12 protein-coding genes are annotated in these 14,418 nt (G+C 39.5%); 10 read left to right on the forward strand and 2 right to left on the reverse strand.

Annotation, left to right across the window (positions count from 1 at the left end):
* Positions 1–85: 85 nt before the first annotated feature.
* The 4 genes from dprA to CYJ57_RS04130 all read left to right on the forward strand — a co-directional run bounded on the left by dprA (position 86) and on the right by CYJ57_RS04130 (position 5,636).
* Positions 86–1,000: a DNA-processing protein DprA gene (gene dprA / locus CYJ57_RS04115; RefSeq protein ID WP_101954187.1), complete on the forward strand. Its 915-nt coding sequence runs from the start codon at positions 86–88 to the stop codon at positions 998–1,000.
* A gap of 93 nt (positions 1,001–1,093) precedes the next feature.
* Positions 1,094–3,157, forward strand: a complete 2,064-nt coding sequence (gene topA, locus CYJ57_RS04120) for a type I DNA topoisomerase (protein ID WP_101954188.1) — start codon at positions 1,094–1,096, stop codon at positions 3,155–3,157.
* 223 nt (positions 3,158–3,380) lie between these two features.
* The gene (locus CYJ57_RS04125; RefSeq protein WP_002311824.1) at positions 3,381–3,677 is read left to right on the forward strand and encodes a hypothetical protein; all 297 of its coding nucleotides are present in this window, start codon (positions 3,381–3,383) and stop codon (positions 3,675–3,677) included.
* A gap of 6 nt (positions 3,678–3,683) precedes the next feature.
* Entirely contained in the window at positions 3,684–5,636 is a 1,953-nt protein-coding gene (locus CYJ57_RS04130) for a hypothetical protein (protein ID WP_000163792.1), read from the forward strand.
* A gap of 71 nt (positions 5,637–5,707) precedes the next feature.
* Here the strand turns inward: CYJ57_RS04130 and dfrG are convergent, their stop codons facing one another.
* Entirely contained in the window at positions 5,708–6,205 is a 498-nt protein-coding gene (dfrG, locus tag CYJ57_RS04135) for a trimethoprim-resistant dihydrofolate reductase DfrG (protein ID WP_000868795.1), read from the reverse strand.
* 435 nt (positions 6,206–6,640) lie between these two features.
* Here dfrG and xerC point away from each other — a divergent pair, with 435 nt between their 5' ends.
* From xerC to CYJ57_RS04165, 5 genes are all read left to right on the forward strand, one after another.
* Entirely contained in the window at positions 6,641–7,549 is a 909-nt protein-coding gene (gene xerC, locus CYJ57_RS04145) for a tyrosine recombinase XerC (protein ID WP_101954189.1), read from the forward strand.
* Positions 7,550–7,551: 2 nt separating this feature from the next.
* On the forward strand, positions 7,552–8,082 hold the full coding sequence (gene hslV, locus CYJ57_RS04150) for an HslVU peptidase proteolytic subunit (RefSeq protein WP_101954190.1): 531 nt from the start codon (positions 7,552–7,554) through the stop codon (positions 8,080–8,082).
* Positions 8,083–8,090: 8 nt separating this feature from the next.
* Positions 8,091–9,497 (forward strand): ATP-dependent protease ATPase subunit HslU, encoded by a 1,407-nt coding sequence (gene hslU, locus CYJ57_RS04155; RefSeq protein WP_101954191.1) that lies wholly within the window; start codon positions 8,091–8,093, stop codon positions 9,495–9,497.
* A gap of 165 nt (positions 9,498–9,662) precedes the next feature.
* Entirely contained in the window at positions 9,663–10,760 is a 1,098-nt protein-coding gene (locus CYJ57_RS04160) for an alpha/beta fold hydrolase (RefSeq protein WP_006701217.1), read from the forward strand.
* 10 nt (positions 10,761–10,770) lie between these two features.
* Positions 10,771–11,565 (forward strand): glutaminyl-peptide cyclotransferase, encoded by a 795-nt coding sequence (locus CYJ57_RS04165; RefSeq protein WP_101954192.1) that lies wholly within the window; start codon positions 10,771–10,773, stop codon positions 11,563–11,565.
* 67 nt (positions 11,566–11,632) lie between these two features.
* On the opposite strand, the gene plsY is transcribed toward CYJ57_RS04165, so the two are convergent.
* Positions 11,633–12,253: a glycerol-3-phosphate 1-O-acyltransferase PlsY gene (gene plsY / locus CYJ57_RS04170; protein ID WP_180764384.1), complete on the reverse strand. Its 621-nt coding sequence runs from the start codon at positions 12,251–12,253 to the stop codon at positions 11,633–11,635.
* 96 nt (positions 12,254–12,349) lie between these two features.
* Between plsY and parE the strand changes: the two genes are divergently transcribed.
* Complete coding sequence (gene parE / locus CYJ57_RS04175; protein WP_101954194.1) at positions 12,350–14,416, forward strand: DNA topoisomerase IV subunit B; 2,067 nt, start codon at positions 12,350–12,352, stop codon at positions 14,414–14,416.
* Positions 14,417–14,418: the final 2 nt, after the last annotated feature.

The raw sequence follows: 14,418 nt of genomic DNA on the forward strand, positions 1-14,418 counted from the left end.
ACTTTTTATTAATTAAGACACGTTTATAACTAATTATAAAACAGTAAAATGATCGCCCGAGGGTATTTATTATCGAGGTGATCGAATGGAATTATCATTAAAAGAACAAATTATTTATTATCAATTGTTGGAATTCAATTATCAAGAATTAGTGAACTTTGTAATGGACTACCAATCACAAGTGGGCTTCGATAATAGAATAACTTTTGCCGAAAGCTATCGAATCATGCGAGAACATATAGTCCCTCAATCAAAAGGGAGCAAAAATTATGCGATCGTCACTTCGCATCAATGGTCCAATTACCAAAAATGGGTTCACTATTTATTGCCACGCAGTGTGATGCTCCATGAGCCAGCCTATCCAACGAACTGGTATCATATTTACCGTCCTCCGGTTATTGTGTATTATTTAGGGGATGGATTCCGACTAGGGAATAAGCCGATTTCAATCGTGGGTACACGAAAAATCACCCCCTACGGTCAACAGATGGTCGATCTAATTGTCCAACAATTAGCGGTCAGAGGTTATACGACGGTTTCAGGTCTGGCGCTTGGGGTGGATGCCGCAGTGCACCGAGCAAGCTTGAACTATCAAGCTCAAACGGTGGCAATTTTGCCGTGTGGCTTTCATACGATATACCCGAAGCAACACAATGCACTCTATCAAAAAATCGAACAACACGGTTGTTTAATCAGCGAATATTTGCCTTGGCAACCGCCAAAGAAGCATCATTTTATTCTACGTAATCGGCTCGTTGCGGGATTATCGCCAGCTACCTTGGTGATTGAAGCTGCGCAACGAAGTGGCAGTCTGATCACCGCTAATTATGCTTTACAATATAATCGGGAAGTCATGGTCTTACCAGGTCGTGTTACTGATTCGCAGTCTGCCGGTTGCAATGAATTAATTGCTGCCGGTGCGCTCCCGATTATTTCGATGACACAATTAATGGAAGAGTTAGCGTTACTTTACTCCACCCATCAACATAATAATATTTGACAAAGTGTGAGGGATACATTAAGATGTGTAACGATTTTATTGCATGAACAAGTAACACATTAATAGATTGAATAATAAAGGAATGATCAGACTGTGGTAAAAAATTTAGTCATTGTCGAATCTCCGACAAAAGCTAAGACCATTGATCGCTATTTAGGGAAAAATTATACGGTCGTAGCTAGTAAAGGCCATTTGCGCGACTTACCTAAGAGCAAGATGGGCGTGGATTTGGAGAATAACTTTGAGCCGCATTATATTACGATTCGTGGACGCGGTGATACGGTCAAAGAATTGAAGTCGCTTGCGAAAAAAGCCGATCATGTCTATTTGGCAGCCGACCCGGACCGCGAAGGAGAGGCGATTGCTTGGCATTTGAGTAAGCTTTTAGGTTTAGAAGAAGGCGCTAATAATCGGGTTGTCTTTAACGAAGTTACCAAGGATGCGGTGAAAGAAGCTTTCAAACATCCGCGAACGATTAATCAAGATTTAGTCGATGCCCAACAAGCACGTCGTATTTTAGACCGAGTAGTCGGTTACTCGATTTCACCAATTTTATGGAAGAAAATTAAAGGAGGATTGAGTGCAGGACGCGTCCAATCGACCGCTCTAAAGATTATAATTGATCGAGAGAAAGAAATTCGTGACTTTAAACCTGAAGAATATTGGAAGATTGCAGCAAAAGTTCAAAAAGATAAAGATAAGTTTGAATCGCAATTTTACGGGTATCAAGGAAAGAAAGTTGATTTGTCAAGTCAAGATGATGTGACTCAAATGATGGATCGCATCAATACTAAAGATGACTTTGTAGTGCAAGATGTTGTCGAAAACGAGCGCCAACGTAAAGCGCCGCTACCATTCACAACCAGTACGTTGCAACAAGAAGCATCAAACCGCTTGAATTATCGTGCTGGGAAGACGATGCAAATTGCGCAACAACTCTATGAAGGGGTTAAAATCAAACGCAGCCATGTTGGTTTAATTACCTACATGCGTACCGATTCTACTCGGATTTCACCTTTAGCGCAAAAATCTGCCAGCGATTATATCGAAGCAGAATATGGGAAAGCTTATCTCGGCAAATCAGGCGGGAGAGTAGCTTCTAAAAATAAGAACACGCAAGATGCGCACGAAGCAATCCGTCCAAGTGATGTGACGTTAACGCCAAAATCGATCGAATCGTATTTGAGTAAAGATCAATTAAAGTTGTACTCGCTAATTTGGGCGCGATTTGTCGCGAGTCAAATGGCCCCAGCCATTTTTGATACCATTCGACTCGATATTGAACAAAATGACGTTCGATTCCGTTCGACCGGTTCACGTATTAAGTTCAAAGGTTTCTTAGAAGTTTATCCTTCTTCAACGGATAAGGATAATTACTTGCCTGTCTTACAAAAAGGGGACAAGGTCAAAATAACCAAGCTATCGCCGACCCAACATTTTACCCAACCGCCGGCTCGTTATACCGAAGCTGCGTTGGTTAAGACATTGGAGGAACTTGGCATTGGGCGCCCGTCAACTTATGCGCCAACGCTTGAGACGTTGCGTAAACGTTACTACGTTAAGATGACTGCGAAACGCTTTGAACCGACTGAGCTGGGGGAGATTGTGACTTCCGTCTTGGAAGAATTCTTCCCAGAGATTGTCAATACGGACTTTACCGCTTCACTTGAAGAAGAGCTTGACCAAATTGAAGAAGGACGCCATCAATGGGTGGAAGTTTTAGATGAATTTTACCAACCGTTCAAAGTGAAGTTGGAAAAAGCTGAAGAAAATATGGCTGAGATTGAAATTAAAGATGAACCAGCAGGATTTGACTGTGAAAAATGCGGTCATCCGATGGTAATTAAAATCGGACGTTACGGGAAATTTTACGCTTGTAGTAACTTCCCAGATTGTCGCAATACCAAACCGATTGTTAAGAAAATTGGGGTGACCTGTCCTAAATGTAAAAAAGGCGAAGTCGTCGAGCGTAAATCGAAGAAAAATCGTATTTTCTACGGTTGCGAACGTTATCCGGACTGCGACTTTGTCTCATGGGATAAGTTGGTTGGTCGTGACTGTCCGAAATGTCATCACTACTTAGTGGAGAAGAGTAAACGAGGACAAACCCAAGTGGTCTGCAGTCATTGTGACTATCAAGAACAAGTTGTCAAATAACGACTGAAATATAAATGAACGATGTTTCAAGCCAAGCTGTTTTTAGTAAGTAGTTCAGTTTTGGAGTACAAAAAGTGAAAATGTAAACCTAAATGAGTATCAAATTGCAACTGAATTTGATACTCGTTTTTTATTGTTAAATCAACGTTTGTTGTTAATTTACACCACAAAATGTAAGTTAAAATGTATATAAAAATGCGAACGTGAAATAATTATTGTAGGAATGCAAATTGGTGTGTTAAAATGGTTACAATTTACTAAGCAAAAAGGGGTGCATTTTCCTATGCAATTTCTTGAGCCAAAAAATAAGAACGCTAAGTCTGTGGATTGGGAAATATCAGAGCAAGTAAGGGTGATAGTTAAGCAATACGCTGAATATGCAGAGCGTACTGAAAGCGAAGCAGTGGATGAATTCTTATTGAACATTTTAGACGATAAGAAGTTTATTGAATGGATTGCCAACAAGCGAAGTAATAAGCGGATTGTTGAAAAAATGGGTATCAAAGATAGAGTGGGTTGATAGACAATGACCAAGCTTAAAAGATTAGCCACGAAGGAAGATGAAATTGTAGATGTTAAAATTCCGATTTCAAACGAAGAATTAAAAGATAGGGCTAAACAATATGATTTATTAACTCCAAAACGATTTGCAACAAGGTATAACAAAATGTTGTTCTTGCCAACGTCTTTTAAATGGAACGGTTCTGAATATCCCATTCAATATAATTACTGCATCAATCCGTTTTGTTGTAATTTTGGGAAAGAACAGCACAAATTCAAAGATGTAAAAGGGAAACCAAGTCGATATAAAATGACTGGTAGTTCCAAAGATAAAGGTCATAAAGGTATGTACTGCAATGACAATCCTATTGGCAGAGGTGTATCGCAAAACTGTACAGTAACCCCTTTATCTAATTGGTCTGTTGTTGAAGAAATTAAACGCCTTATAGAAATCAATAGCATCCAAGATGTTGAGCCAGATTATCAATTTCATAAAGAAGGCTGCTCGGAAGAAGAATCAACCCCATTCAATGAGCCGAAGCAATTTTACAAAAGGGGGAAAAGTAGGGGCAAATCTCAACGCTATCAATGTAAGGCGTGTAAGAAGTTCACTAATGTTCTACCAAAAAGAGAAGAAACCACTACTTATCACCAACAAAAGAACACCATTCTTCCAATGTTCGCTAAGATGGTTGTTGGAAGGGTTTCAGTCAGTCGTACTTGTGATATTTTAGGAATTGGAGTTGGAACCTACTATCATAAGCTGGAGTGGCTGTATAGGCGTTGTTTGGAGTTTTTAGAACGATATGAGACACAACCCCTTCAAACAAAGAAATTTAACGAGATGTGGCTTAATACGGACAAGATGCACTACTACCTAAATAACGTCCGTAAGAAAGGACAAGGTTCAAAGAAATATACGGGGTTTGAAGACCTTAATATGCAAACATATATAGTTGTATCTGCTGAGGTCTTATCAAGATATGTGTTCCGTTCTGATGTTGCCTATGATTGGAATATTTCAATGGATGAATTAAATGAAGATACAAGAAAATTCAAAGAAGACCATCTCAATACTTTTAGTCGTAAAAATGATAGGTTAGATTGGTCTTATTATCCACAAGAACCATCCGCTAACGATAGCGAAAATAGGAATGCTTATCTTCACGAATTAGGGAAAATTACTAATAGGAGTAGATTTGTCGATGGTTTAAATGTTGATGCTCCTTATACTACAACTGCTCACTATTGGTTAATTAAACAAATGGTTAATGCCGACGAATGGCGAATGATTAGTGATGATGACTTCTCTATTAGAAACGCCTTTTATAGAGTATTCACGAAAGAATTAAGGTTGAGCGATGCACATCATTTTATTTGCCAAGTTAACAAGACGAAAAGCAGAAAACAATGCTTAAAAGAATTCGGACAAGCAAAAGCAGAACTGCTCGATTGGGGAGATATCAGAGGATTCAAAACAAAGTTTCTACGGACTTTGGCATCTCATTATCTAACTGAATTACTAACAAGTCATCAATTCCACGAAGAGGCTATTAGTAAAGATGGAGAAAGATATCGCAAATATGCCGATAACCCTATCAAACATCCATTAGCCACTAAGGATAAAGGATTTTATTCAGTTGATTGTAGAACGGATTTATCTGCTCTGGAACCAAACGAAATCGCAAAGATGCTATTAAATGTTAATGACCATTCGACCAATAGCTTTATTCAACAGATAAGACGTTATATATCATCTCTTGAAAGACCATTAACAACAGCTCGTGGTGATAAGAAGAGCTATATTTACGCTAACTTCAATCCGAAGTATGCTCAATTTGCGATTACAATTCTAAGAACTTACTACAACTTTTGTCGCCCTTTTAAATCAGCGGATAAAAAGGTTTTGACACCTGCTCAAAGATTAGGGATTACAGATAAACAATTTGATTGGAAAGATATAATTTATTTCAAATGACAAAAAGAGCTTGGAGTAATCCCAAGCTCTTGTGCTTTATCTTTACTGTTCTTCTTCAATTAACGCACCCGTTAACTCAATAAGTTTTTTCTTTCATATACATGAAAATAGTAGTTATACGGATTTTTATCATTCTTTATCCCTTTTTGGGCAAATACCTCATTCCATTCCTCATAATTCACTTCTGGAAAAAAAGTATCTCCTTCGAATTCATGATGTATTTTTGTGATGTACATTTTCTCAACATAAGGGAAAAACAAATTATAAATCTGTTCTCCTCCGAAAATAAAAATTTCTTCTTCGTTTTTACATAACTCAAAAACATCTTCTATTGAATGAACAATTTCACAACCATTAAAGGTAAACCCCTTATCTCTCGTCAGAATAATATTTCTTCTGTCAGGTAAGGCTCTTCCGATTGATTCAAGGTTCTTCCTACCTAATATTATCGGATGTCCCTTTGTAGTATTTTTAACATATTCCCAGTCCTTGGGAATCCTCCAAGGAATGTCATTCTCTTTGCCAATCACTCTATTCTTATCCATCGCAGCAATCAAAGAAACTTTCATTTATAACACAGCCTTTTTAACTAATTTACCATCTAATTTCTTATTTCTATCAAAAAACCTTTTCTCATTATCCTGCCCGTTAGTTGAATAAGCAATTTTTTCTATAAGTTATATTATCATAATACCACAAAATCACAAATTTTCATTCAATTATCATTTTCAATTGCATTTTATAAATCATTTTGTATGTAATTTGGTATGTAAGTTAAAATGAAAAAAGTAGTCCATTTTGAAGTACATTTTGTCATTTTGTACTCCAAAACTGAACTACTTATGTTTTTAGCTTGGCTTTTTTATGTTTGGGACGTCTAGTGCATATTATTAGGATAGATTGTACTCCGACAAGAAAGGTTGGAAAACTTGCAATGAATTCAGCATATCTAGTACAATGGTTAGGATTGGTTAGAGATTTTATCGGAGAGGAGATGAACGCGTATGCATCAGACCATCGATTTATTTATACAATATTTGATCAACGAGCGACGCTATTCACCGGAAACAGCAAGAGCTTATGACAATGATTTAAAAGAATTTGCTGATTTTATTGAAAGCACCGGCGAAACTCATTACGATGCGATTACTTATCAAGATATTCGCTATTTTATTGGGCATTTAAGTGAACGCAATCTATCAAGACGCACGATTGCCCGGAAACTATCCTCGCTCCGCGCCTTTTATAAGTATTTAACTCGGATGGGATGGATCGAATCGAATCCGATGAATTTAGTGCAATACTCCGTAAAGGAAAATGTCCTACCCGATTTCTTCTATGAAGATGAGCTAAATCAACTGCTTGATGCGGTTGCTCACTCTACCTCTCCACAACAACCCTTGCAACGCGCCGTGCTAGAGACGCTCTATGCAACGGGGATGCGGGTTAGTGAGCTGAGTAATTTGACGTTAGACCAAGTTGAATTTGACTGGGGCATTATTCGCGTAATTGGAAAAGGGGACAAAGAACGCATCGTTCCTCTTGGAGATATTGCGAGCGAAGCACTGCAGACCTATATTCATGGGATGCGGCAAGAGACGAATATTCAACAACTGCCGAATGTATTTGTTTCGGTAACAGGTAAGGTCTTAAGTCCGACGACAATCCGCAAATTATTAGATACGATAGTAGAAGAGTCAGGGCTCAACTTGTCAATTCATCCACATAAGTTACGCCACTCACTCGCCACTCACTTATTAAATAATGGGGCAGATCTTCGCAGTGTGCAAGAACTTCTGGGACATGAAGACTTAAGTTCGACTCAAATTTATACCCACGTAACGAAAGATAAGTTACGTCAACAATATCTGAATGTTTTTCCAAGGGCGAACCGACAATCAAAGGAGGAATAAAAATGACAACAATTTGTGCTGTAAAGAAAAATAATCAATTAGCGATGGCTGGTGACGGTCAAATTACATTTGGTGAATCAGTGATTATGAAAGGCAGTGCCCGAAAATTACGCCGCATCTACGATAATCAAGTGATTGTCGGATTTGCCGGTTCAGTTGCGGATGCGATTACGCTATCTGAAATGTTCGAAGAGAAGTTACGCACGCATAACGGACAATTGACTCGAGCTGCGGTAGAAGTAGCGAAGCAGTGGCGTACCGACCGAACACTTCAAAAACTTGAAGCACTCTTAATTGTGATGAATGAAGAACAATTATTGCTGGTGAGTGGAACTGGAGAAGTGATTGAACCAGACGATGGGGTGCTGACGATTGGTTCGGGTGGCAACTATGCCTTAGCTGCAGCGCGTGCATTAGTGCGTCAAGATGCGCCATTGACGGCGGCTGAAATTGCGAAAGAAGCCTTGACCATTGCCAGTCAAATTGATGTCTATACGAACGACCAAATTATTGTTGAGTCATTTGAAGGGTAGGGATTGCAATGACAGAATTGACACCAAAACAAATTGTCAACGAATTGGATCAATATATTATCGGGCAAGCTGAAGCAAAACGTGCGGTAGCAGTGGCCTTACGTAACCGAATCCGTCGTTTGAAATTAACTGGCGAGATGCAACAAGAAGTGAAGCCGAAGAATCTTTTAATGATTGGGCCTACCGGGGTTGGTAAGACTGAAATCGCTCGCCGCTTAGCCGACATTGCGCAAGCGCCATTTATTAAAGTGGAAGCGACGAAATATACCGAAGTAGGGTATGTCGGACGCGATGTGGAATCAATGGTACGGGACCTCGTTGAGAGTGCGATTCGACTGATTAAGCGTCAAAAACAAGCAGAAGTCAAAGATGAAGCAGAAGCAAAAGCAATCGAGCGAATTGCGAAAGCCTTAAAACCGGGGATTAAAGTCGAAAAGAAATCGTCGTCGGCTTCGAATCCATTTGGTAATTTAGGTGATTTACTCGGACAATTCAATCCGGCGATGCTCAATGAGGAAGAAGAAGCCGAAGAAGTCACGGAAGAAATTGCATCAACTCGCCGTCAAATTGCGGAACAAATTCGTCAAGGTAAATTGAATGATTATGAAGTGACCATTCAATTAGAAGAGAAAAAATTGCAATTGAATTCCTTAAATCCCGCGATGGAACAAATGATGGATATGCAGGAAAGTCTTAATGCACTAAAACCGAAGAAGAAAATTGAACGGACGGTCACAGTTAAAGAAGCGTTAGAATTATTAACCGAAGAAGAAGCGGATAAATTAATTAATCAAGACGATATCAATCAAAAAGCGCTTGAACTGGCGGCCGATAAGGGGATTATCTTTATCGATGAGATTGATAAGATTGCGATTGATGATAAAGGCTCAGGTCAAGTGAGCCGTCAAGGTGTCCAACGCGACATCTTGCCAATTGTTGAAGGAAGCCAAGTTCAGACGAAATACGGCATTATCGAAACCGACCATATTCTATTTATTGGAAGTGGTGCTTTCCATCAAGCCAAACCATCGGATTTAATTCCAGAACTTCAAGGACGCTTCCCAATTCGAGTGCACTTAGATGATCTCACTCAAGCGGACTTTAAGCGAATCTTAACTGAACCGAAAAATGCCTTATTGAAGCAATATCAAGCGCTGCTCTTAACAGACGGTGTTGAAATTCAATTTACCGAAGGTGCGATCGACCAACTAGCAGCCTATGCAGAGCGCCTCAATCGGGATACCGATAATATTGGGGCTCGACGTCTACATACGATCTTAGAGACGGTCTTGGAGGAATTATTATTCGATGCAGCTGAGATGCAGATGGGGCAAGTTGAAATTACTGAACAGTATGTCACACAACGCCTCGATGCAATTGTTGAAGACCAAGATTTAAGTCATTATATTCTGTAAGCAATAGTATCCTGTTGACAAGATTTGTCAGCAGGATTTTTTATTAAGGTATACCTATTCAAATTTTATTCATACGAATTCATACATTCTCCATATTTTATTTATTTTTTATTCACGGATGGTGGTTATACTAAGAGTCATCAAATATGAGAAAGGAATTTTTCAATGAAAAAATTTAATTCAAAATCAATGAAGTCAGGCATGATTGCCTTATTATTATCAAGTCAAGCTTTAATGACACCATTTGTCGCTTATGCGGAAGAAACAACTGCTGCAGAAGTTCAAAGTGAAATGGCACAAGAAAATGAAGCGGAAGAAAATGAAGTAGCTGAGTCAGCTGAAGCAGTAGAATCTGGTGAAGTAGCTGAATCTGGTGAAGCAAGTACGACACCAAAATTAAGTGAAGAAGAATTACGAAGTCAAATTAAAGATTACGGTACAAAAATTACTGTTAAGGGTAAACAAATGAACGTTTTAGAATTAGGTAAAGAACATCAAGGTCAAAATAAAACCTTAGTCTTTATGCCAGGTTTAGGTGAAGCGTCTCAGCCTTTAACGCAAAAAAATCTACTAGACCGTTTAGCTGAAAACTTCCATATTTTAGTCGTTGAACCCTTCGGTTATGGTCTAAGTGATAATACCGATGAACCGCGTACAAGCGAAAATATTATTAATGAATTACACGAAGCATTGCAACAATTTGATGTTTCAGAGTATGTCTTAGTGGCACATTCTCTATCAGGTATTTATGCGATGGAATATGCTAAACAATTCCCTGAAGAAGTTAAGGGGATCGTAGGTATGGATACGAGTACACCAATGATGAACGGTTACATGGATATGGGACATATGGAAGCACCGGTGGATGAAGAAGGGAATGCACTTTACTTACCAGAAATTCCAGATGTCGATGATGAAGTGAATGAACAATATAAATTGATTGCGCAACTTAATTTAAATAATACTGCGACAACCGACGAAGCAGAGCGTTCTAACCAAGTCTTATTAGATGCTAAAGACGAAAAAATTCCAGCAGGTATCCCAGCGCTATACTTATTAGCTCAAGATTCGTATGATGATATTGAAATGCGCCGTGAATTTATGGATCAAATTACGATGGACTGGGAAGAACAACACGTTGATATGTCAGAAAATCCAGATGAAGTCGAAACTCATGTTTTAGATGGTGACCATTTACTTTACTTCACACAATATGAAGAAATGGCTAAATTAATTACAGAATTCGTAATGAATTTGAAATAGGAAGATTCCAATGAAACCAACCAACAACCTCCCATCTCGTTGTGCTAAATGGGTCTGCGGTGTAATGCTGGCAGCCCATTTAGGCGCACAAATTCCCACCGCTTTAGCTGGTGAAGTGGAACTGATTAAACAGTATCCCATTGAAGAGCCACTTTTTACCCAAGGTCTTGAACTTAATTCTAAACAAGAATTGATACTAGGGACAGGGCTTAAAGGTGAATCGAAACTAGGTATCTTTAACCTGGAAACGGGTGAATTAGACTCCGCAGTTGATTTACCAGCTGATTATTTCGGGGAAGGATTGACCCATACCGATCACTATTTATGGCAAATGACTTGGCGTGAGAAAATCGCGCTAAAACGTGACCCTGAGACATTTGAAGTACTTGAAGAAGTACCGATGGAGACCGAAGGGTGGGGGCTTTGCTATGATAAAGTAAACCAATGTTTATGGCGTTCGGATGGGACCAATAAATTATATAAACACGACCCCGAAACATTTGAACAATTAGACGTGATTGAGATTACGCGTGACGGTAAAAAATTCAGTAAATTGAACGAATTAGAATGGGTTGATGGCGTGCTCTATGCTAATCGCCTATATGACGATTATATTTATAAGATCGATCTCGAAAAAGCTGAAGTCATCGACCGATATGATTTACGTCCGATTGTCGAAGAAACGTTAACCGATGAGCAAATTGCCCAAATAGATAGTTTAAATGGGATTGCCCATGTCGAGGGAGATCGTTTCTATGTTACGGGCAAATTATACCCTTATCTTTATGAAGTCACTCTAAAATAACCTCCCAATTAAAAAATCTCAAAGCATGTATTGCTTTGAGATTTTTTGCATCGATGATTAAATGATTTTATTTTGAATTTTTACGCAATCCCCAACGAATACTAGGCTCTTGACCTTGTCTTAAGCGTTGGATATTATCTTTATGGCGATATAAGACGAAGAGCCATAGTAGGATAAATCCGATGCGTACAACGAGAATCGGGGAAGTCCATACGTAATAGCAAGTAATGATTGTATAACTTAACATTGACGATAGACTGACGATACTGGTCAAATATAAAATAATGACGAAAGCTAAAATGACTAGGATAGCGATCTTGTAGTCATAAGCTAGAAAAGCTCCCATCGAGGTTGCGACAATCTTGCCGCCCTTGAAATTCGCAAAAATCGGGTAGGCGTGTCCAATGACCGCGGCTAACATGGTTGCCATAATAATTGCTGGCTCGTTGAAAAAATGTAGTGCCAGTAAAACTGGAATAAATCCTTTCAGTGCGTCACAGAAAGCGACGATAACTGCCGCTCGAAATCCAAAATTACGCCCGATATTGGTGGCACCTGTTCCTCCGCTTCCATAATGACGAACATCGCGTTGATGGTGCATTTGACTATAGATTACACCGGATGGAATTGAGCCGATTAAATATGTTAGAATAATAAAGGCAATCGTGCCTATGTTAAAATAGGTCAAAATTATTACTCCTTTACGCTATAATTATTGAAATACTCTATTAATTATAATGGAATCTGATAAAATTATAAAGCTAGAAATGAAAGAGGTGACGAATTGTCTGAAATAAACTTAAATCAGTATGATGATCAAGCAATCCAAATTTTAGAAGGGTTAGATGCGGTGCGAAAGCGTCCAGGGATGTATATTGGCTCGACTGACCAACGTGGCTTGCATCATTTAATCTATGAAATTGTAGACAACTCGGTTGATGAGGCACTGTCAGACTTTGCCGATCGAATCCAGGTTGAATTATTGGCAGACGGTAGCGTCAAAGTGATGGATAACGGCCGGGGGATGCCAACCGGTCTGCATGAAAGTGGCGTGCCAACCATTCAAGTTATTTTCACCGTACTTCATGCCGGTGGGAAATTCGGCCAAGGTGGTTATAAGTCAGCGGGAGGTCTTCACGGTGTGGGGGCGAGTGTTGTTAACGCACTTTCGAGTCGCTTAACTGTCACCGTTTGGCGTGACAATCAATCCTTTACCATGCACTTCAAAGATGGCGGACACCCTCAAGGTGAGATGGAAGTGAAGTCGTGTCGCCATGCGAATGGAACGATGGTCCATTTTCTACCAGATCCAGCGGTATTTGGTTCAGCGCGTATTGATGCCAAGGTGATTGCCGAGCGACTGCGGGAGTCAGCTTTTTTACTTAAAGGCTTAGAAATCACTTTAATCGATCATGTTCATGAGACGGAAGATGTCTTCAAATACGATAACGGTCTGATTGATTTTATTCATTATTTAAATGAAGACAAAGATACGATTGGCGATGTTATTGCGGGCTCCAGTCGTAATCAAGATTTTGAAGTGGACTTTGCGATGCAGTACAATGACGGTTACTCGGAAACGGTGCTGTCCTTTGCCAATAATGTGCGGACTTATGGTGGGGGAACCCACGAGACTGGCTTAAAGACTGGGATGACCAAAGCCTTCAATGAATACGGTCGTCGCGTCGGTCTGATTAAGGAAAAAGATAAAAACTTAGAAGGGTCCGATATTCGGGAAGGATTGGTCTCAATCGTCTCAGTTCGGATTCCAGAGCAATATTTGCAGTTTGAAGGACAAACGAAGGATAAGCTCGGAACGCCAACGGCGCGACAAATTGTAGATAATTTTGTCTATGGCTATTTAGTGGCCTTCTTAAATGAAAATGGCGCCTTCTCCCAAAATATCTTACGTAAGGCGCTAAAAGCTCGAGAAACACGCGAAGCGGCTCGTAAAGCACGTGATGCGGCTCGTAGTGGTACGAAGAAAAATCAACGCGAAAAACTTATTTCTGGCAAATTAGCTAAAGCCCAATCGAAAAATGCAGCCAAAAATGAACTCTATATTGTTGAGGGGGATTCCGCTGGGGGATCAGCTAAACTTGGCCGTGACCGAAAATATCAGGCGATTTTGCCACTGCGTGGTAAGGTAATTAATACCGAAAAAGCATCGCTCGAAGATATTATGAAAAATGAAGAGATTAATACGTTAATTTATACGATCGGCGCTGGAGTTGGAAATGATTTTAATTTGGATGAAATCAACTATGACAAAATCATTATTATGACCGACGCGGATACCGATGGAGCGCATATTCAAGTGCTACTCTTGACCTTCTTCTATCGTTATATGAAGCCGCTATTGGAAGCTGGCAAGGTTTATTTAGCCATGCCACCCCTTTACAAAGTTTCAAAGGGACGCGGGAAAAAAGAAGTCATCGAATACACTTGGACGGACGAAGAATTAGCTGAAGTGACCCAAAAAATGGGACGTGGCTATGTGATTCAACGTTATAAAGGTCTCGGGGAGATGAATGCCGATCAATTGTGGGATACGACAATGAATCCTAAGACGCGATTATTAATCCGAGTTAATGTGGAAGATGATACGTTATCCGAGCGTCGTTTAACGACTTTAATGGGGAATAAAGTCGCTCCGCGTCGTAAATGGATTGAAGAAAATGTGCAATTTACCTTAGACGAAGAAGATACGTTATTAAATGATTCGCAACCAAGTACGGTTGATCCAACATTATTGAAAGAAAGATCTGAACAAAATTCAACAGAAACAACTGCCATTTCTCAAGCGGATGATTTTGCAGATCAATTGAATTTATTTGGAGAGGAGGATTAAGT

It is taken from the genome of Falseniella ignava (assembly GCF_002847645.1).
Classification (GTDB): Bacteria; Bacillota; Bacilli; order Lactobacillales; family Aerococcaceae; genus Falseniella; species Falseniella ignava.